Below are 17,236 nucleotides of genomic sequence, written 5' to 3' on the forward strand. Positions count from 1 at the left end.
CTTGCTAAGTACTTTTTGAGTATCGGTTACATGCTAAATTAAAATATGAATGTAAATGCAGCTGTAATCCCAATTATGCTAAAAATTACTTTTTTCATTTTAAAGTCTTCTTCTCAAAATTTTTTCTTCTATTGTTTTAAAAATGAAAAATACAGAATTGATACGATCCAAGGATGGGAGAGAAAATATAAAATGGAAAAAGATTATCGTAAAATGGTTGAATTAATAGGTAGGGAGACAATAATTATAAATCCAGAAAATACTACGACATTGAATTCTTTGACAATTTCTATAGATGATGAAAATGATAATGGAAAATAAAAAATATATGAAATAGGGGTAGCTATGCCAAGTACCCCTATTTCATTTTGGTTGAATTACAGTTCTAAAAGTCCCTTCAACTGAATGTGATTCAAAATTTTCATAACTTGTTTTATATGGAAACGGAAATGCTAGCACTTGATAATTTTTCTTTTTGTCTGACTCTGGTAATTTTAATTGAAATACTTTTTTCTCATTAGGGTTAACAGTTACATACAGCACTAATTCTTCATTAATCAGTGGTACTTGTTCCCAATCTAAAAAGGATACTAAGGCATAATCCATAGCCTCATCAGTGGGATTTCCTACAGTTAAATAAACCTCTTGCCCACTTTTTGCAGACATCAAAGCAATTAATTCATCTTCTGTTTCGCTAATAAAAACATTATCAATTGGTTGTTTATCGCTTGTTTTTAAGGGTGCAATACTCTCGTACTGATAATAAGGAGGTGTTTTATTTTCTAAACTATACCGCAAAGGTAATACTTGCTGCACTGCTCCTGCTTTATCTAAATCTAATTTTTCTACCAAGAGATCTGGATCTTTAATGATTAAATATGCCACTTCATTTATATTGTCATCTACTTTGTTGGAAATGTTTGTATCTACAGTTGTATTAGCTTTAGCAAGAAAAGTATGACTTTCATCTTTGTTTTTATTTGCTTCAAATGGAACTTGTTGAAAATTATTCATTACAAGGATTTTATATTTCCGATCTTTGTCAATATAATTTTTAAAAGTAATCTTTGAGTCAATTTTCCCGTCGGATATATCTTTTAATACACTCCCGTTATCTATTATTTTATTTTCTTTCCCCATCATTCCATACCCCAAGCGATTAGATCCTTTTGTGAGTTGCTCTTCAGTAGATGTTTCATTTGAATTTGAATTTTCTTTATTATTAAGAACAGCAAAAACAATAATAGAAATAATACATATAAAAACTAAAATAAATAGAATCCAACTCTTTTTCATAATCGCTCCTTACTATTCATCAGTATAAAAAGATTAATCTAATAATCATTGTACACTTGAATATTAGATCAACCTTTTTTTATTTATGAATTAATATTATATTTTTATGTCACATAAGTTAGTTGTTTTATGAAGTTTTTGTTTCATGGTTAACAGTTACATATCCGGATTTTTCATACGTATGATTACCAATAGCTCTAGAAATATATTTAATACCTGTACTTACTGTTGCACCTGCATAAGTTGAATTATTAGTAGAATCTGTTTTTGTCCCCATAAGCCCACCTAGATCGTTATATGCTCTTGCTTTAGCTACAATTTTATTTTGTTTCAATGTAGCCGAGGATGTTGCTGTTGCACTTATAAGTGGTGGGACTAAATATCTTGATACTTTTGAATTAACAGTAGGTTTTGCCGCTAGACCTGGAGCATTCTCTAAAGGATTCAAACTCTCTTGTATCGTTGTTTTGTCTTCTACCTCACGGTTATCATAGATAGTGTCTCCAACACGATACACTAACTCTTCCGCACTCGCATTTGGTGATATTACACCAAACGAAACAACGCCTAATGTTAGAGCAAGTGAGGATACTCTTAATTTTCTTAATACATTTTTCATAATTTCTCCATCTCCTTTTAAAGTAGTAATAGGTTCTATTACATAATACAATCTATTAATAATTTTTGGAATATTTTTCCTGTAAGTGGAATATTATGATGTGATGGAAAACATTGGTTTATTCAGTTTTGGAAAGGATATATTTTTTTGTTAACTATTACTCTCTTATAATTATTAATAATAAAAAAGATTATCTTTTCTTTCGTGTATAACCCCATCATTAAATGGATTCCATAGGAACATAGGGAAACAAAGAAGAGTAATTCTTCGGTAATAAGGAGTAATAGAAGAAATGAAAGATAAAATATAGTAAGAACGAAACAATGATGCTTAATGCGTTTTTTCACAAAGAAGCATATAGGGATTCTTATAAAAAATAAAAGTCCTCACAATGAAGTGAAGACCTTTGTTTATTTATCATCCGCCAGTATGACCGTGAGCATATTGTACAATTTTATCCTCGCTAAGCGCCTTTTGTGTATCCGTTACGTGGCTAGAATTTAATATAAATGTGAATGCAGCTGTAATCCCAATTAAGCTAAAAATTACTTTTCTCATTTTAAAGCCTCCTTCTCAAAGTTTTTTTCTTCGGCTTGATGGCTAAGATAAAAATAGTCACTTGCTTTTGAACTGTTATTTTCTTGATGGAATAAAACCGCTAATTTTTTAGCGTATTCTTGTACGTACTCATGTAGGTTTTCTCTCTCAAAATAAGAGATTCCTGTTTTAATTGTCTTTTCTAATTCGTCAGCAGTTACTTTTTGATTTAATTTTTCTAAAATTAAAAAGTGGTGTTCGTACTCTTCATTTTTAAGTTCTCTACAAACTTCTAATCCTTTATCTATAAGGTTAGAAGTTTCCTCTAAATCTCCTATTTTCATATGCTCTCTAGCCTTAATAAAGATTGCTTTATAATCTTTAGGGAGTTCATGTATTACTTCAGATAAGTAGCGTATTGCTAATTCAGATAAATTTTGGCCAGCATACATTAATCCTAAGTTGTGACGAACAAACGTAATAAATTTTTCTTCACCTGATTTTTTAAATGTATTAATAGCTGTAATAAAGTGTTCTTCAGCTTCCTCAAATTGTTTTAAGTGCGTACAAGCCAAACCAATTAAATTATCACATAACGCAATAGTAGTGTCATATCCTGCATGTTTTTTAAAAATCTCTTTTGCCTTAGTAGCTTCTTTGATAGCCGCCAATGGCTTGTAGATATGATAATGGAAAGTGGATAGTTTGAAATAAAATTCTGCATGTTCAACTTCATCCGGAATATGGTTTAATAGTTCCTCAGCTTTGTTGTAATGTTCTTTTGCACTTGTAAAATTACCTGTAATATTTGAATGAATAGCTTTAAAGAAATGGTAGTAGTACGATAAAAACTGATCTGCAGGCACCTCTAATGATTCAACCTTATCAAAACTATCTTTTCCAATACTTAAACTATCAATAATTTATCTCTACTAAAGTGGAAGCTTATTAGATTTTTAGGTTTACAATTCACAGATAGTCTAAGTTAAAGGGCTATTTTTAGTTGAGAAGTTAATGATAGCGATAATTAAGGGGTTTTTAATAGAGATTTTGTTTTACCATGTAAATAAGTAATTTGATGTCGAATAACTGCAGAAATATAAGATAGAATATTCTTATTAATTTTTCTACAGTTTCAAACTATATACATATAAAGGTAATAGGATTATATTTGCAGTGAAAGAGAAAACAATAGATGGAAGGGAATGTTTTTATGTTTAAAAAAGCAGCACTTGGTATTTCATCTTTAGCAATCACTGCGTTTTTCGGATTAGGAATGGCAACAGAAGCTTCTGCCGGACCTGCAGCACCACTTACTTCACTAAATGTCGTACAAGTAGAGTCTGAGCAAGGTGGAGTAGAAACGATCAATCCAAACAGTTTTAGCACAACACGTGATCACGGGGGGAAATACTTATATATTACTACAAAGGAAATGGGATATGGTCAAAATCCATTTGCGAGAATGGATGGTTTTAATGTGAAAAGTATTGGCTCTACTATAATTGGTGGAAAACCAATTGTTGGTTGGTATTATAAGTGGGATGCTTCTGGGCATCAGCAAGGAACATTTGAATACCAAAAAACATCTATTAACGCTCCATTTAATACAATGCGAACTTCAATCTATATCAAATAAGTTGTCTATAAAGTTGTAGGAGTATGACAAGTGAGATTCAATTTATAAAATTGAATCCATTTATATGAGAGATAAGAGCCTTCCTTAAGAGAATGGCTCTTATTTTTATGTCAATAGCCATCAATGCCTTCATGAAAATAAAATCGATACTTATCCACATATGCAATTTTGCATATACGCTATTAATATTTTTTTATAGGAATATAATAATTCTTTGTGATTAATAGAAGAGGAGTTGATATATATGAAGAAGCTTGCAACATTGCTCTTATCATTATTTTTACTAATTTCTGCAGTTGCACCCTCATATGCATTTGCCGAGACAGGTAATACGACTGGCTGGGTTGTAGAAGGAGAAAAGAAATATTATTATGATAAACCAGGCGTGAAACGTACTGGGCTATTACGATTGGGAGATGAAACGTATCTCTTCGATAAAAATGGAAATCTATCAGTGGGATGGAATACCATTGACGGGAAGGACTATTACTTTGATAGAACAACTGGTGCCGCCCAAAAAGGATGGTTTCCGCAGGCAACGCATTGGTACTTCGCAAATGACGAAGGGGCAATTCAAAAAGGTGATGTAACCTACAAAGGTAAAAAGTTTCAATTCGACAGAACAGGAAAAATGGTCAAAGGATGGGTGAAAATAAAATCTTTTGATCATAACATATACGGTTCAAGAACAGTTTTAAGAGGATATAATCCTATTCAAATTGGAGACGATGAAACTCTTGAAGTAGTGGGGGAAGATGGTCCCTTATGGTTTAGAGTAAATTATAACGGTAAGACATACGTTGTAAAGAAACTATTTGTAGTTGTTTTTGACCAATCTTTATCGGATAAAATGGACGAGATTAGTCAAGGTGTAGACGATTTAAAATTCGGTCTAGAATTAATTCAAATACACTCAAAACGATTAGCTGATGCCAATCAAGCGAAAAATATTGATACGGCTGTTCTCGAATCAAGTGAATTGGCACACAGCATGAATCAATTCCTAACAACATTAAAAGGATCACACATTAAGAGCTTTGTTGATAACATAAACGCAAAGGAAGCTGATCCAAATGTTCAAGTAAAATATCAGTCAATCCTCACGAATCTGCAAATGATGGAAAATGATTTTAGTAAAATCCATAAATTCATGCTATTAAAAGATAGTATTATGGTTTTAGATAAAGCTAATAAGGATTCTGGCGATATTATTAACAATGTACAGGCTGCTAAAAATCTGTTACCAGAAACAAAAAAACAATTAGCAGAATACAGTGCAGAATACATGGATGTAATTGCAGCGTCACTTAACATGTATAATGGTTTTCCAGTAGAAGTAGGAGAAGCATATATTGAACCCATAGAAAAATTCATAAATTCCTTACCACAAGAAGAGCTCCGAAAACAAGCTGACGGATTAAAAGATACTGCAACAGAGATTAAAGATTGGCGTGAAGATTTTAAGGGTAGAATACCTGCATACAAATCAATGGCTAAAGATTTACACACTTTTAATAAAAGTGTAGATAAATTTGCTAAGTCAGTTGATACGGCAGCTAAGTCGCTACATAAGCAAGCATTAATGGCCGAAGATTTAACAAGAAGTGTTTCTACGCATATTAAAGAAGCACAACAAGCTTTCCCAACGCTTCACACAGATATTATGTCAGGTATCGACGCGACGAATAATCTTTTAGGTACTGCTAATAAAATTGCAAGTTACAAAATTGATATACCAGCAGCCGCAAAAAAAATGGGGAATATGGATGGACTAAAAGACACTTTACGTGATTTTGGTGTGCCACCTGAAAAGATGCAGGAGTATTTGGAAGAACAAAAACGTTCAGCTGAACAAACTTCATTCATGCTTGATATTTCTCCTGGAATCGGAGAAGTAAAACAAGGTATCCAACTCTTTACGGGCGAAGATATGTTTACTCATGAAAAATATGGTCCAAGCGAATTTGTATGGGGAACTCTATCTGGAGTTACTGCTGGTACAACAAAAGTAATTGGCCGTACATTTGGTAAACTGTCCGATCTTGAGAAAAATGCTAAGAATCTCGGTAATGTAACAAAAACAGGAGCGAATGGTACTTTCGATGTAGCAGCCTTTGATAAAAAAATCGCAAAACTAAATATAAATGAAAAAGCTGCTGAAATAAAAATAGCCTCAAAAGGTATTGCAGAGCAAAATGGTTGGAAAAAAGACTCTAAGCTGAGCAGAGTTAATAAAAGGGACGTATATGTTGATTCAAAATCAAATAATCTTTATGCTTTAGATACACAACATGGTAGATTTGAAGTACTTAATAAAAAAGGGAAACATCAGGGAGAAGTAGACTTTAATTTAAACTCAACAAAACCTGCGGACAAATCTGGGGGACATGATTTGAAAATGGGTTAAGAAAGGATTCATTTATGAATGAATTAGTAAGAAAAGCAATACAACATTTTTATGTAAATGGAGCTGTAAATGAATATTTACTTAGATGTGAAAATAAAATTGAATTACCTAAAGAATTAACTGTATTTACTCATAATGCACACATTCAAACAACACCTGTCAACATTGATGATATTTGGCCAGCAGAAAAATATGTATTCGATTTTAAAGCATATAAAAAAGAGAATTTAAATATTGACTACAGCAGTACTTTATTAATTTCAAAATTGGCACCTGTATTTTACTTACAATATGAATTTACAGTTGACTGCCCTGGCGATACGTCACTCATGTCCACTTTAGATGGATATGACACACAGCCCTATACGAGTCAACAATTGGAATTTGACCAACAAGTTATTCAATCTTTAACATCGAAGAATTACAAACAACTATCCTATGCAGAAGTAAATGAGGTTTTAATAGATTTCAAATTCCCAGAGGGGGTAACAATTTTTGGCCCTCAGGTGACTGTAGAATATGCTATGTTTCATGATGTGCTTGATTTATGTCCAGAATAATAGTCACTGCTTCATATAGGAAACTATAAATACGCTACCTATAAAATAAGTTAGGAATACTCAAGTTGAATATTAAATATGATGAATACGAATTATTGGAAATTTTCGAGAGTGAACCAGAAGATTATTTTATTCCTGGTGCAGGTGCATATAGATATAATAAAATAGACAAACTGGGATTTGAATTAGTAATGATTATGTGTTATTACGAGGAAACTGTTGAATTAAAAATATTTTATGAAAATAATTGTATATTTAAAGCCAATATGGATTCGGCTAAACGAATCTATACCTGCAATGATTCATTGTATGTCCAAGGTGGCGTAGGAGACAAAACAATTGAAGTGAAATTTAAACCACATTTTACGATTCAAATAGAGGAACTCTAAAACATAAAATATTAGAATATATTTTAAGAAATACAAAAGGCGCCCTTACAAGGGCGCCTTTTGTATTTCTTAAAATGACATAACATACGTTTACCTGAGTTCTTTAGGTAGTTAGGTTTTGACATACTAACTTAAAAGAAAAATGTTGAACAGTTCACCTTCATTATACATCAATATATCTGAATTAAAGATGCAATTTTGCATCCCAATTTCTGCAGCATCAATTACATGTTACCCTCAAATATAGAAAAAAGTGACCAAGATAATGATTTTCGTTTTGCAGAATTCAAAAGTGTTATCAGCTATATTAATGAATTTAATAAAATAAGGAAATTTCTATGACTTCTCTCCTTTGCTTTATTCGAACTTTGTTTGAGTCGATTTATATGACCATATTTAAGCAAGAATAGTTTTTAAAATCGACACTTTGTTTGTAGTAAATAATACATAATTTTGTTTTACAGTTCTAATTAATATACGATCAGTTGTCCCATATGCTGTTCCGATACGGATTGCACTTGGTTCTTCAACACCCGCATAGGTAGCATCTTCGGTAACCTCAATCACATCACGTAATGGAATCGTGATCTCGGCAAATTGCCATGAAATAATTAACTCTTCTTTTGTTTTTTTGACATCAATACCTAGCATTATACCAAGACCTTTCTATAATTGAATAATACACTTTTTATCTTATTATATAAATTTTTAGATTATTTTTCTACATGTATGAATAGAGCTGATATTTTAAGGGTGCTAAAAGAAAGGGAAGATATACTATCAATCTATTAAGGAATACGTTATGAAGAAAAGTTCACAGGGAATTAATATGGATTTGATATGGTTGAAGTATGATGAATGAGTAACAGTAGGAGTTGCAGGAAGGAAATGAATGATGAGACTTAAATTAGTAGGAACCTTAACTTGTATAGTAGTAATGTTAGGTACCTTTATCATTTACACCAATATATCTATTGGTAAAGAACCATATAAGACAAACCATGAAACTAGTGAAAACTCCATAAATAAAGAAAAAAATAGTAAGCAAAATGGGACCTCAAATAAGATAGCAAGTTCTTTTGCTAGTGTACAGGCTGTAGTAAATAAGGAATATGGTTTACCCGAAGACTATATACCAGAGGATTTAGTTGTACCAAATGTACCGTTCTCATTTAGTGGAACGGTAGAAAAGAGTCATCTTCGTAAAGAAGCAGCGGAAGCATTAGAAAAACTATTCCTTTTAGCTAAGCAAGATGGGATCCAGTTGAATGCTGTTTCAGGATTTCGTTCCTATGAGTATCAAAAAGGTCTGTATGCCAACAATGTTAAAAAGAAAGGGCAAGAGCATACGGATCGCTTCTCTGCAAAGCCGGGGCATAGCGAACATCAAACAGGGTTAACGATGGATGTTTCTTCTAAAAGTGCGAACAATGAACTAGAGCTATCCTTTGCGAATACGAAGGAGGGAAAATGGCTGAAAGAAAACGCGCATCGTGCAGGGTTTATCATTCGTTATCCTAAGGGGAAAGAAAGTATTACGGGTTATGCATATGAACCTTGGCATATTCGCTATGTAGGAGATATTGCTGAAAATATATATAAGGAAAAACTGACTTTAGAAGAATATATGAATCTGTGAAAATAGAATTGAAGAGTTAAACTGTATTCATTGTTTGTGAATGCTACTTTTTCTATTAAAAAACCTAATTTCTCAATGTTTTGTAGAGAAATTAGGTTTTTTTCATCACTTCATTAGAGTTTTTTAGGCTTCGTTCGTTGGTATACTTCACACAATATTATAAAGGAAATAGAACTTACTGAAGATAACATATGAATGTTTTATAAATGTATCAAAAAAGTGAACAAAATCGTTATTTTGCACAACAAGGTAGTCAGCTTAATGAAATAACTGCTTGTAAAAAAAGAAGCCCTACAGAAAATATTACAGAGCTTCACCAAGTTGAGTTATGTCGTATTCACAAGGGATTTTAACATGATATTTGTGTTGAATAAACTGGTAAATGTGTCCAAGTAATTTGGAGCTATTTTATAAAAAAAGAGAAGCGCTTAATCAGGATGCTCCTCTTAATGCCAATACACAATAACTATCCCATTATACTGTATAAGCGTAAAATATTTAACAACTACCTTCATGGTAAATATTTCATTTTTGTCTTAGTACCTTTAAATCACGAAAAAAGGTTCCGCTGTTTCCAACAGAACCTTTCCTAAAATGGCAAAGAGTAACTCTTACCTTACTCTTTGTTCATATACTACAGGAGTTTTAATGAAAATCCAAGGCTCCTTATATTGAAAAATAAAGAAGAATCATTCTAAAGAATCTTATCTTTGTTATAAATATAAGAGCAGTTAGCAAAAACTAACTGCTCATCTCCAAGGGGGAACAAGGAGAAAAATCTAATGTCATCTATATTATTGACGGAATATTGAGTTTTACTCATAAAAAACTACGTTTAACTTAATGCATAACCCACAATCAAAGTTAGTGTTAAAAACACTGATAATAACAATGTTAGTAAGACTGTTGCTACACTCCTAAGCATCGCAATCCAATTATTCATCTTAGAAAATCCTATAATGCCAGAAAAAAAAGTTCCTATTGTTAAAACTAGTAATATAAATAAAGGGTGAATGTGTAATGAATCCGTGAAAAAATTGAATAATTCAAGTGGAATTTCAAAATATAAACGGAATAGTCCAACGCAAATCAAAGAGCATATAAAGGACCATAGATTGAGGTTATGCTTCATAGCTTTCTCCTATGTTTTCAAAATAGTTTTACTCAATTTTAATGGGAAATAAAAGAAAAAGATAGAGGTTATAAAGAAGAATCAATTTTTTAACAAAATAATCCTTTTAATAGAAAGCGAGGAATAACAATGGGACATGGATGCTTTTTTCTTTGTTATATAGAAATTATACATTAAACATATATTTATAAGCGCTGTTACGACACGCTAAGGAATAGTAATAAAAAGATGAGGCCAATGAAACCGTATAAAAACCAAAAGAATCCTAAGATGGGGAATGTTTTATGAAAATTAAGCATGGTAAACCTCCTTGGGTATATAGAGGATTATAATATATCGTTGGTCTATTTAGAAGAAAAAACATAAATTAGTACACATTAAACGTGAATTTGAACAAAATGGACATTTTAAAGTAGCGAATGCGCTGCTTTTTTATTTTATTAAATAAATTGTTCTTGAGTAGAAATGAAAATAGGGGTTTGCCTTAAACATTTATTATTAATCAAGAATATGAGTATAGAAACAGGTCTAAATTCTGTAATGGTGGATGGGATTGTTATGGACATAACTCAAAGTGTGGTAAGAATAGTGGTTAATGGGAAAGACCTTCCGTTCACTTCGGTTCAAACCTCTGCATGGAATCATGGACCTGTAAATGATTTAATCGTTTCGACGAATCAGAGAGTGAATGAGCTTTATCAATTCATGTGGTCACAAGTACCAGTTACGATCTCGGTGTATTTTCTTCAAGGGGCGGACTTAATGAGATTCGCTATGATCGCTGGAATTAATGAACGTGTAACGGGAGAATATATATCATTTCATTTGGGGATAAGAAGAATTCAAAGTAGCTTAACAGCTGTTTTTTTATTTTGCATAGAAAAAGGAACCATAATAGGCTCCTTAATTTGATTCAGAAGTTGTGTAGTTTTTCTTGATGATATCTTTTATGTTGATAATTAAGGATATAAGGAATCCAGCAGCTAGAATACCGTTTACCCAGTAATATGTATTCCCGGATGTAAATTTATTATAAAAGGAATCGATATTATAATACACTAAGCCTGCTGAAATGACGGTAGAGATTACTAACGTACCAAAACTTTTCATGACGCCGTCCTCCGATTCTGAAATTTTAGACTTTTGATACAATTATACATTTAAATAAAAAGGTTTACAAAGGAATTACCATAAGGAGGAGTTATAACGAGTTTCTTCCAATTGATGGTTTTTATTTTTGAAAAAATAACTATTTTATAAAAAAAATTTTTTGACCCCCATAAAATTATTTGTTCTTTCGAATATATATAAGTAGAAGAGAATAAATGAAAGAAAAAGCTAAAATTACCAAAAATATAGCGAAGAGTTATTCAAAGATTGCAGCTAAAATAGAAAAGAGCAAGTGGCATTGCAAAAGAAAACAAGAAAGCAGTACAAAATACAGACGTCACTTTAGTACAAGTGGAAAAAATAGTCATATAAAAAAATCGGCCTCGAAAAATATGAGCAACAGCAAGAGGACAAACCAAAAGAAAAGTACTAACAAAATGTGGTTGAATGGTCACTTGTTTAGTGGCCTTTTTGCTATTTGAAGGAGGCTGGGAGATTACTAGTGTTGAGTTTAGTAATGAAGATCCTAAGAAAACCGAAAATAGAAGATATCGTATGTGACATACAAAACAATGGAGGAGATAAGGAAGCATTTATCGTACAGTATCAGCCTTTTATTAAAAAATCAATATCGTCTGTCTGTCGCCGATATATTACAGAACAGGATGATGAATATAGTATTGGACTGTTTGCGTTTAACGAAGCAATTGAACAGTATTCATATAAAAAAGGGAAATCTTTTCTAGCGTTTGCTGACCTTCTTATAAAAAGAGATGTAATTGACTATATACGCAAGGAGTCTAAGCATAACTTTGTCTTTTTAAAAGAAGATGAGCAAGAGGAAATGTTAGAAATGCAAGTGTCGCTTACGGAGTATATGAAAGAGATGGAAAATAGTAACCGCAAGGAGGAAATTCTTCATTTTCAAAGTGTGTTAGCTGAGTTTAAAATCACATTTTCAGAGCTTGCTAAAGAATCTCCTAAGCATCGTGATACGCGTGAACATCTAATAGAAATTGTGAAGATTATTATAAAAGAAGAGGAAATGATGGAAGAGTTGTTCCGAAAGAAAAAATTACCCCTAAAACATATTGAACCACTTGTTAGGGTAAGTCGTAAAACGTTGGAACGACATAGAAAATACATTATTGCAATGTGTATTATTTTTGCAAACAACTATACATACATTCTTGATTATATAAGAGGGGAAAAGCATGATGAATAAAGGAATTGTGATGGATATAAAAAAGCATAACGTAGTTGTTTTAACTCCAAATGGAGAGTTTATTACATTTAAAAGAAAAGCGCACCCATACATGATAGGAGAGGAAATCTCGTTTAACAAACAAGAACAAAGAGCGCCGCGTTTTTCCATACCACCTTTCTTAAAGCCTACAACAGTAATTGTTGCTGGTTTTCTATGCGTATTGCTGTTTTTCTATAATCAACCAGAAGAAAAAGTATTTGCTTATGTCTCAGTTGATATAAATCCAAGTATAGAGGCGAGCGTAACGGAGGATCTTCGTGTTATAGATTTGCGGGCTTGTAATGATGATGGAAGGCGTATTTTACAAGAAATGAACAGGTGGGAAAATAAACATCTGCAAGACGTAATACGTATTATTATAAAGCAGAGTCAAGAGGATAAGTACTTAACCAATGATAAGCAAGTCATGCTAACGGCTATTGCAAAGGACAAGTCGCTAGAACCACAGTTGGAAAAGGCTATGCAGGAATTAAAGAAAGAATATGAGATAAAACATGTTACAGTCGAATATCAAAGCAGTACGATGCAAATGCGGGAAGATGCTGAGAAAGCAGGAGTTGGAACGGGCGTTTATATAAAACAAGAGAATGAGAAGAAAAAATTGCTTGTTCCATCTGAAACGCCGTCTAATCAAGAACAACAAAAGTCGTCTTCTGATGCATCATCGGACGTATCTCCTGTAAAAGAAGAAAGCAACGAGAAGAAAGAGTATATAGAACAAGAGCAATCTAAGGAACAACAACCGAAGCAAATAAAGGAAAATAATAGGAATCAGCAGGAGAACAACGGCAGAGGGTCTCAAGGGAATAATGGGCACCAGCAAGAGAACAACGGAAGAGGATCACAAGGGAATAATGGGCACCAGCAAGAGAACAACGGAAGAGGATCGCAAGGGAATAGTGGAAATCAGCAAGGAAACAACGGAAGAGAATCGCAAGGGAATAGTGGAAATCAGCAAGGAAACAACGGAAGAGAATCGCAAGGGAATAATGGGCACCAGCAAGAGAACAACGGCAGAGGGTCTCAAGGGAATAATGGAAATCAGCAAGGAAACAACGGAAGAGAATCGCAAGGGAATAATGGAAATGGTCAAGGGAACAATGGAAGAGGATCGCAAGGGAATAACGGGAATGGTCAAGGAAACAACGGAAGAGGATCGCAGGGGAATAGTGGAAATCAGCAAGGGAACAACGGAAGAGAATCGCAAGGAAATAATGGGAATGGTCAAGGAAACAACGGAAGAGGATCGCAAGGGAATAATGGAAATGATCAAGGGAACAACGGAAGAGGGTCTCAGTAAGGAAAGTTCCTATCACATAATATAGAGTGAAAGAAAAATCTATAGAATTGGGAGGATTCCCTCTGTCGGAAGAGATTTTTTAATATTTTTTTAAAATGACGGACATAAAATCGTATATCCTTTCGAATTATATATATGGATATCATTAATAGTTATATAAAAGGAGAGAAAAAATATGAAAATGTATGAAGAAATCACTGAAGTATTAAAGGTATTAGCACATCCTGTCCGTTTATCATTAGTAAAAATAATGCTTGCAAAAGGCCCTATTAACGTAACGACAATGTATGAAACATTACAAATGCCTCAAAGTACAATTAGTCAACATTTATCTAAACTAAAAGCTACAAAGGTTGTTACAGGTACTCGGAAAGGGTTAGAAATTTATTATGAAGTAACGGATAATCGTACAAAAGCGATATTATTAAGCTTGGCTTAAAGGGTGACTGTTTAGACTTCAAAATGAAGTAAGCCATTCAGAGACTATAATTTTCTTATTAACATTAGTTGTATCTGTAGTTGTTTTTAATTTGTTTCATACACTTCTTTATTTGGGTCTTGCCGTATCACTATCAAGCTAAATTTTAAAGGGACTATAAAATTGAAAGTTTTCTTATTAGGGTCTCTTTGTTAGCTTGATAGTGATGTGCCGTTCCCACTAGTATGTAAAGAATTTGGTGATTTTTTTAGTCATGTAATCTTTTGATTTGATGATCTTTTCCCCATTCGCATAGTTCATCCATAATTTGCATTAAAGATTTCCCGTATTCGCTTATTGTGTACTCAACCTTTGGTGGTACTTCTTGATATACAGTACGATGGATAATCCCATCAGCTTCAAGTTGCCGAAGTTGTTGTGTAAGAACTTTTTGCGTAATGTTTGGGATTTCTCGTCGGATTTCATTTGTTCGCATTTTTCCATCCATCAAAACACATAAAATATGAACTTTCCATTTCCCGCCGATTACATCGAGTGTCGTTGCAATTGGGCAGTCTTCATTTTGATTCATATAACACCTCCACAGGTACTTTAAGGTTCCTATAGTACTTTAAAGTACGTACTTTTCAATTATATGTGACTCATTCATACTAATACGTAAAGGATTGATTAATTTATAAAGGGGATGGAAACGGATGAAAACACTTGTAATTGTAGCACATCCTGATATTGAAAAATCAAAAATTAATAAAAGATGGATTGAAGAACTTGAGAAATATTCAGATGAAATTACGGTGCATGAATTATATAAAGTGGCACCGAATTGGGAGTTTAATGTGGAAGAGGAACAAAGGCTGTTAGTAGAACACGACCGATATATATTTCAATTCCCCCTCTACTGGTACAGCTCACCACCATTATTGAAAAAATGGTTTGACGATGTATTAACATATGGATTTGCTTACGGATCAAACGGGGATAAAGTGAAGGGGAAAGAATTTGGTTTGGCAATTTCTATAGGTGGATTAGAAAAAGACTATAACAATAGCGGAATTACGATGGATGAGTTAACGAAACCATTTCAAGCTACATGCTTATATACAGACATGAAATTTATACCTTCATTTTATTTATACGGTGCCGAATATAAATTAAGTGATGAAGAGATTGATAAAAGTGCACCTGAGTATGTCCGATATGTGATGAATAAGGAGTATTCTAATATATAAGAGGAAATAGCCATTTACTTGTTAAGTAAATGGCTATTTTTATTGGATTTATATTCACTAAGTGTAATCTTTAGTAAATTAATAGTTAATCTGGTAAAATAAAAAATCTAACATATATAAAGGGGAGTTTTACTTGAGAACGATGCAAAAATTATTACAAAAAAGAGCAATGCAATCACCAAATTTGGAAGCGCTTGTAGGGGGAGAGAAAAGGTATTCGTTTCAGCAGTATAACGAACGAGTAAATCAGCTTGCACACAATTTGTTACATAACGGTGTACAAAGAGGGGATCGGATTGGAATACTATGCAAAAATAATCATCCGTTTCCAAGTGTTATGATGGCGAGTTTGAAAATTGGAGCTGTATGTATTCCGCTAAATCATCAGCTTACTGCTTATGAATTAGAAACGATTGTAAAAGAAGCAAAATTAAAAGTGTTAGTTATTGATGAAGAATTTCATGAAGTTTTATTAAAGATTGATGCTATTAAAGAAATTCCTTATGTAATTGAAACGACAGAAGAAGGTTTTGGTTCATTTGAATTAACATTACAAGAACAGCCAAGTACAGAACCGAACGTAGAAGTTCATGAAGATGATGATGCGATTTACTTATTTACTTCAGGAACGACTGGACAGGCAAAAGCATGTGTGATTGGACATAAAAACTTACATCATTATTTTGCTGAGATTGCAGGACAAAGAGAATTTCCAGCGGGTGAACGCTTTTTATCCGTGCATCCATTATTTCATATGAGTGGGGTGCTTTCTATTTTAAATTGCATTTATCATGGTGTTACGATGATCTTTTTAGCTGATTCAAACCCTACCCTTATTTGGGATAAGGTTGAAGAAGAGAAGATTACTACGATGCTGGCGTTCCCAGCTGTTTATAGCTACATGCTTGATGAGCTAAATAAAAAAGAACGTAACATTTCAACTTTTAAAGTAGCACAGAGTGGTGGTACAAAAGTGCCAGAAACACTCATTCAAAAATATATGGAAAAAGGAATATATATGGTGCAAGGATATGGGAGTACAGAAGGTTGGGTTGTAACTTCATGGCATCCAATGATGGGAAAAGAAAAAATGTCTTCTGTAGGGAAAACTTTGAAACATGTAGAGCTGAAAATTGTTCATCCAGAAACAGGTGATGAACTAAGAATAAATGAAGTTGGCGAGATTCATGTAAGAAGCCCATACATGTTTAAAGGTTATTGGAATAATGAAAAGGCGACAAAGAAGGTAGTGAAAGATAACTGGTTTAACATGGGCGATGCTGGCATGATAGATGACGACGGATTCCTACATATTATGGGAAGATATAAAGACGTTATCATACGCGGTGGTGACAACGTATATCCAGATCAAGTAGAAGATGTTATTCATGAAATACATGGTGTTTTAGAAGTTGCAGTAGTTGGGGTTCCGGATGACTTTTGGGGCGAGGTTCCGACAGCGTACATTGTAAAAGATATGCAAACGTCTTTAACAGAAGAAGAAATTATACAGCATTGTAAAGAAAAACTAGCAAGTTATAAAATACCGGAAGTTGTATTTATGGACAAATTACCGAAAAATGCTTTAGGGAAAGTGTTGAAGAGGGAATTAAGGGAAGATGTACTTGTAAAATAATAAGCGATTAGATGATGAGGAATCCAGTTATGCAGTG

The 17,236-nt window shown here is 33.0% G+C and carries 19 protein-coding genes and 2 pseudogenes; 13 read left to right on the forward strand and 8 right to left on the reverse strand.

The features are described 5' to 3' along the window. Positions 1–192: 192 nt before the first annotated feature. The gene (locus MKO96_RS29380) at positions 193–321 is read left to right on the forward strand and encodes a hypothetical protein (RefSeq protein ID WP_276314174.1); all 129 of its coding nucleotides are present in this window, start codon (positions 193–195) and stop codon (positions 319–321) included. Positions 322–363: 42 nt separating this feature from the next. On the opposite strand, the gene MKO96_RS13815 is transcribed toward MKO96_RS29380, so the two are convergent. The 4 genes and pseudogenes from MKO96_RS13815 to MKO96_RS13830 all read right to left on the reverse strand — a co-directional run. After that, positions 364–1,296: a hypothetical protein gene (locus MKO96_RS13815; protein ID WP_240587765.1), complete on the reverse strand. Its 933-nt coding sequence runs from the start codon at positions 1,294–1,296 to the stop codon at positions 364–366. Between the two features lie 127 nt (positions 1,297–1,423). Then, positions 1,424–1,915, reverse strand: a complete 492-nt coding sequence (locus tag MKO96_RS13820; RefSeq protein ID WP_142307837.1) for a hypothetical protein — start codon at positions 1,913–1,915, stop codon at positions 1,424–1,426. A gap of 417 nt (positions 1,916–2,332) precedes the next feature. Next, positions 2,333–2,473 carry a hypothetical protein gene (locus MKO96_RS13825; RefSeq protein WP_240587766.1) on the reverse strand — a complete coding sequence of 47 codons (141 nt, stop codon included), beginning with the start codon at positions 2,471–2,473 and terminating at the stop codon, positions 2,333–2,335. Next, positions 2,470–3,375: pseudogene (locus MKO96_RS13830) on the reverse strand (tetratricopeptide repeat protein); the annotation flags it as partial. The gene MKO96_RS13825 and the pseudogene MKO96_RS13830, both read right to left, overlap by 4 nt. Positions 3,376–3,665: 290 nt before the next feature. Here MKO96_RS13830 and MKO96_RS13835 point away from each other — a divergent pair. From MKO96_RS13835 to MKO96_RS13850, 4 genes are all read left to right on the forward strand, one after another. Beyond that, positions 3,666–4,091, forward strand: coding sequence for a DUF4879 domain-containing protein (locus tag MKO96_RS13835; protein WP_240587767.1), 426 nt, complete (start codon positions 3,666–3,668; stop codon positions 4,089–4,091). A 244-nt stretch (positions 4,092–4,335) separates the two neighbouring features. Continuing rightward, positions 4,336–6,498: a colicin E3/pyocin S6 family cytotoxin gene (locus MKO96_RS13840; RefSeq protein WP_240587768.1), complete on the forward strand. Its 2,163-nt coding sequence runs from the start codon at positions 4,336–4,338 to the stop codon at positions 6,496–6,498. Between the two features lie 14 nt (positions 6,499–6,512). Further along, positions 6,513–7,058 carry a hypothetical protein gene (locus MKO96_RS13845; protein WP_240587769.1) on the forward strand — a complete coding sequence of 182 codons (546 nt, stop codon included), beginning with the start codon at positions 6,513–6,515 and terminating at the stop codon, positions 7,056–7,058. 65 nt (positions 7,059–7,123) lie between these two features. After that, positions 7,124–7,447, forward strand: coding sequence for a hypothetical protein (locus MKO96_RS13850; RefSeq protein WP_240587770.1), 324 nt, complete (start codon positions 7,124–7,126; stop codon positions 7,445–7,447). A 396-nt stretch (positions 7,448–7,843) separates the two neighbouring features. Here MKO96_RS13850 and MKO96_RS13855 read toward each other — a convergent pair whose 3' ends face one another. Beyond that, complete coding sequence (locus MKO96_RS13855) at positions 7,844–8,098, reverse strand: SunI/YnzG family protein (RefSeq protein WP_240587771.1); 255 nt, start codon at positions 8,096–8,098, stop codon at positions 7,844–7,846. A 244-nt stretch (positions 8,099–8,342) separates the two neighbouring features. On the opposite strand from MKO96_RS13855, the gene MKO96_RS13860 reads away from it, so the two are divergent. Continuing rightward, positions 8,343–9,086: a M15 family metallopeptidase gene (locus MKO96_RS13860; RefSeq protein WP_240587917.1), complete on the forward strand. Its 744-nt coding sequence runs from the start codon at positions 8,343–8,345 to the stop codon at positions 9,084–9,086. 835 nt (positions 9,087–9,921) lie between these two features. Here MKO96_RS13860 and MKO96_RS13865 read toward each other — a convergent pair. Then, positions 9,922–10,218, reverse strand: coding sequence for a hypothetical protein (locus tag MKO96_RS13865; RefSeq protein ID WP_240587772.1), 297 nt, complete (start codon positions 10,216–10,218; stop codon positions 9,922–9,924). A gap of 558 nt (positions 10,219–10,776) precedes the next feature. On the opposite strand from MKO96_RS13865, the pseudogene MKO96_RS13870 reads away from it, so the two are divergent. After that, a pseudogene (locus MKO96_RS13870) lies at positions 10,777–11,053 on the forward strand (hypothetical protein). Between the two features lie 68 nt (positions 11,054–11,121). On the opposite strand, the gene MKO96_RS13875 reads toward MKO96_RS13870, so the two are convergent. Next, positions 11,122–11,328 carry a hypothetical protein gene (locus tag MKO96_RS13875; RefSeq protein WP_000834521.1) on the reverse strand — a complete coding sequence of 69 codons (207 nt, stop codon included), beginning with the start codon at positions 11,326–11,328 and terminating at the stop codon, positions 11,122–11,124. 215 nt (positions 11,329–11,543) lie between these two features. On the opposite strand from MKO96_RS13875, the gene MKO96_RS13880 reads away from it, so the two are divergent. The 4 genes from MKO96_RS13880 to MKO96_RS13895 all read left to right on the forward strand — a co-directional run bounded on the left by MKO96_RS13880 (position 11,544) and on the right by MKO96_RS13895 (position 14,334). After that, complete coding sequence (locus tag MKO96_RS13880; protein ID WP_087981346.1) at positions 11,544–11,810, forward strand: hypothetical protein; 267 nt, start codon at positions 11,544–11,546, stop codon at positions 11,808–11,810. 20 nt (positions 11,811–11,830) lie between these two features. Continuing rightward, positions 11,831–12,553: an RNA polymerase sigma factor SigI gene (gene sigI / locus MKO96_RS13885; protein WP_087981345.1), complete on the forward strand. Its 723-nt coding sequence runs from the start codon at positions 11,831–11,833 to the stop codon at positions 12,551–12,553. Further along, positions 12,546–13,895, forward strand: coding sequence for an anti-sigma factor domain-containing protein (locus MKO96_RS13890; protein WP_276314175.1), 1,350 nt, complete (start codon positions 12,546–12,548; stop codon positions 13,893–13,895). The genes sigI and MKO96_RS13890 overlap by 8 nt, the downstream gene beginning before the upstream one ends. A 175-nt stretch (positions 13,896–14,070) precedes the next feature. Continuing rightward, positions 14,071–14,334 carry an ArsR/SmtB family transcription factor gene (locus tag MKO96_RS13895; RefSeq protein WP_048546570.1) on the forward strand — a complete coding sequence of 88 codons (264 nt, stop codon included), beginning with the start codon at positions 14,071–14,073 and terminating at the stop codon, positions 14,332–14,334. Positions 14,335–14,581: 247 nt separating this feature from the next. On the opposite strand, the gene MKO96_RS13900 is transcribed toward MKO96_RS13895, so the two are convergent. Continuing rightward, positions 14,582–14,905, reverse strand: coding sequence for a winged helix-turn-helix transcriptional regulator (locus MKO96_RS13900; RefSeq protein ID WP_001072996.1), 324 nt, complete (start codon positions 14,903–14,905; stop codon positions 14,582–14,584). A 124-nt stretch (positions 14,906–15,029) separates the two neighbouring features. On the opposite strand from MKO96_RS13900, the gene MKO96_RS13905 reads away from it, so the two are divergent. After that, a complete protein-coding gene (locus MKO96_RS13905) occupies positions 15,030–15,563 on the forward strand; it encodes an NAD(P)H-dependent oxidoreductase (RefSeq protein ID WP_240587774.1) in 534 nt (177 codons plus the stop codon). 133 nt (positions 15,564–15,696) lie between these two features. Then, the gene (locus MKO96_RS13910) at positions 15,697–17,199 is read left to right on the forward strand and encodes a class I adenylate-forming enzyme family protein (protein ID WP_139326462.1); all 1,503 of its coding nucleotides are present in this window, start codon (positions 15,697–15,699) and stop codon (positions 17,197–17,199) included. The last annotated feature ends 37 nt before the right edge of the window (positions 17,200–17,236 follow it).

Source organism: Bacillus sp. ES1-5 (assembly GCF_022487605.1).
In the GTDB taxonomy this organism is placed as follows: domain Bacteria; phylum Bacillota; class Bacilli; order Bacillales; family Bacillaceae_G; genus Bacillus_A; species Bacillus_A wiedmannii.

Bases quoted from the DNA above. Each gene is read 5' to 3' on its own strand.
- MKO96_RS29380 (WP_276314174.1), top strand. From the start codon at position 193: ATGGAAAAAGATTATCGTAAAATGGTTGAATTAATAGGTAGGGAGACA.
- MKO96_RS13815 (WP_240587765.1), bottom strand. From the start codon at position 1,296: ATGAAAAAGAGTTGGATTCTATTTATTTTAGTTTTTATATGTATTATT.
- MKO96_RS13820 (WP_142307837.1), bottom strand. From the start codon at position 1,915: ATGAAAAATGTATTAAGAAAATTAAGAGTATCCTCACTTGCTCTAACA.
- MKO96_RS13825 (WP_240587766.1), bottom strand. From the start codon at position 2,473: ATGAGAAAAGTAATTTTTAGCTTAATTGGGATTACAGCTGCATTCACA.
- MKO96_RS13835 (WP_240587767.1), top strand. From the start codon at position 3,666: ATGTTTAAAAAAGCAGCACTTGGTATTTCATCTTTAGCAATCACTGCG.
- MKO96_RS13840 (WP_240587768.1), top strand. From the start codon at position 4,336: ATGAAGAAGCTTGCAACATTGCTCTTATCATTATTTTTACTAATTTCT.
- MKO96_RS13845 (WP_240587769.1), top strand. From the start codon at position 6,513: ATGAATGAATTAGTAAGAAAAGCAATACAACATTTTTATGTAAATGGA.
- MKO96_RS13855 (WP_240587771.1), bottom strand. From the start codon at position 8,098: ATGCTAGGTATTGATGTCAAAAAAACAAAAGAAGAGTTAATTATTTCA.
- MKO96_RS13860 (WP_240587917.1), top strand. From the start codon at position 8,343: ATGAGACTTAAATTAGTAGGAACCTTAACTTGTATAGTAGTAATGTTA.
- MKO96_RS13865 (WP_240587772.1), bottom strand. From the start codon at position 10,218: ATGAAGCATAACCTCAATCTATGGTCCTTTATATGCTCTTTGATTTGC.
- MKO96_RS13875 (WP_000834521.1), bottom strand. From the start codon at position 11,328: ATGAAAAGTTTTGGTACGTTAGTAATCTCTACCGTCATTTCAGCAGGC.
- MKO96_RS13880 (WP_087981346.1), top strand. From the start codon at position 11,544: ATGAAAGAAAAAGCTAAAATTACCAAAAATATAGCGAAGAGTTATTCA.
- MKO96_RS13890 (WP_276314175.1), top strand. From the start codon at position 12,546: ATGAATAAAGGAATTGTGATGGATATAAAAAAGCATAACGTAGTTGTT.
- MKO96_RS13895 (WP_048546570.1), top strand. From the start codon at position 14,071: ATGAAAATGTATGAAGAAATCACTGAAGTATTAAAGGTATTAGCACAT.
- MKO96_RS13900 (WP_001072996.1), bottom strand. From the start codon at position 14,905: ATGAATCAAAATGAAGACTGCCCAATTGCAACGACACTCGATGTAATC.
- MKO96_RS13905 (WP_240587774.1), top strand. From the start codon at position 15,030: ATGAAAACACTTGTAATTGTAGCACATCCTGATATTGAAAAATCAAAA.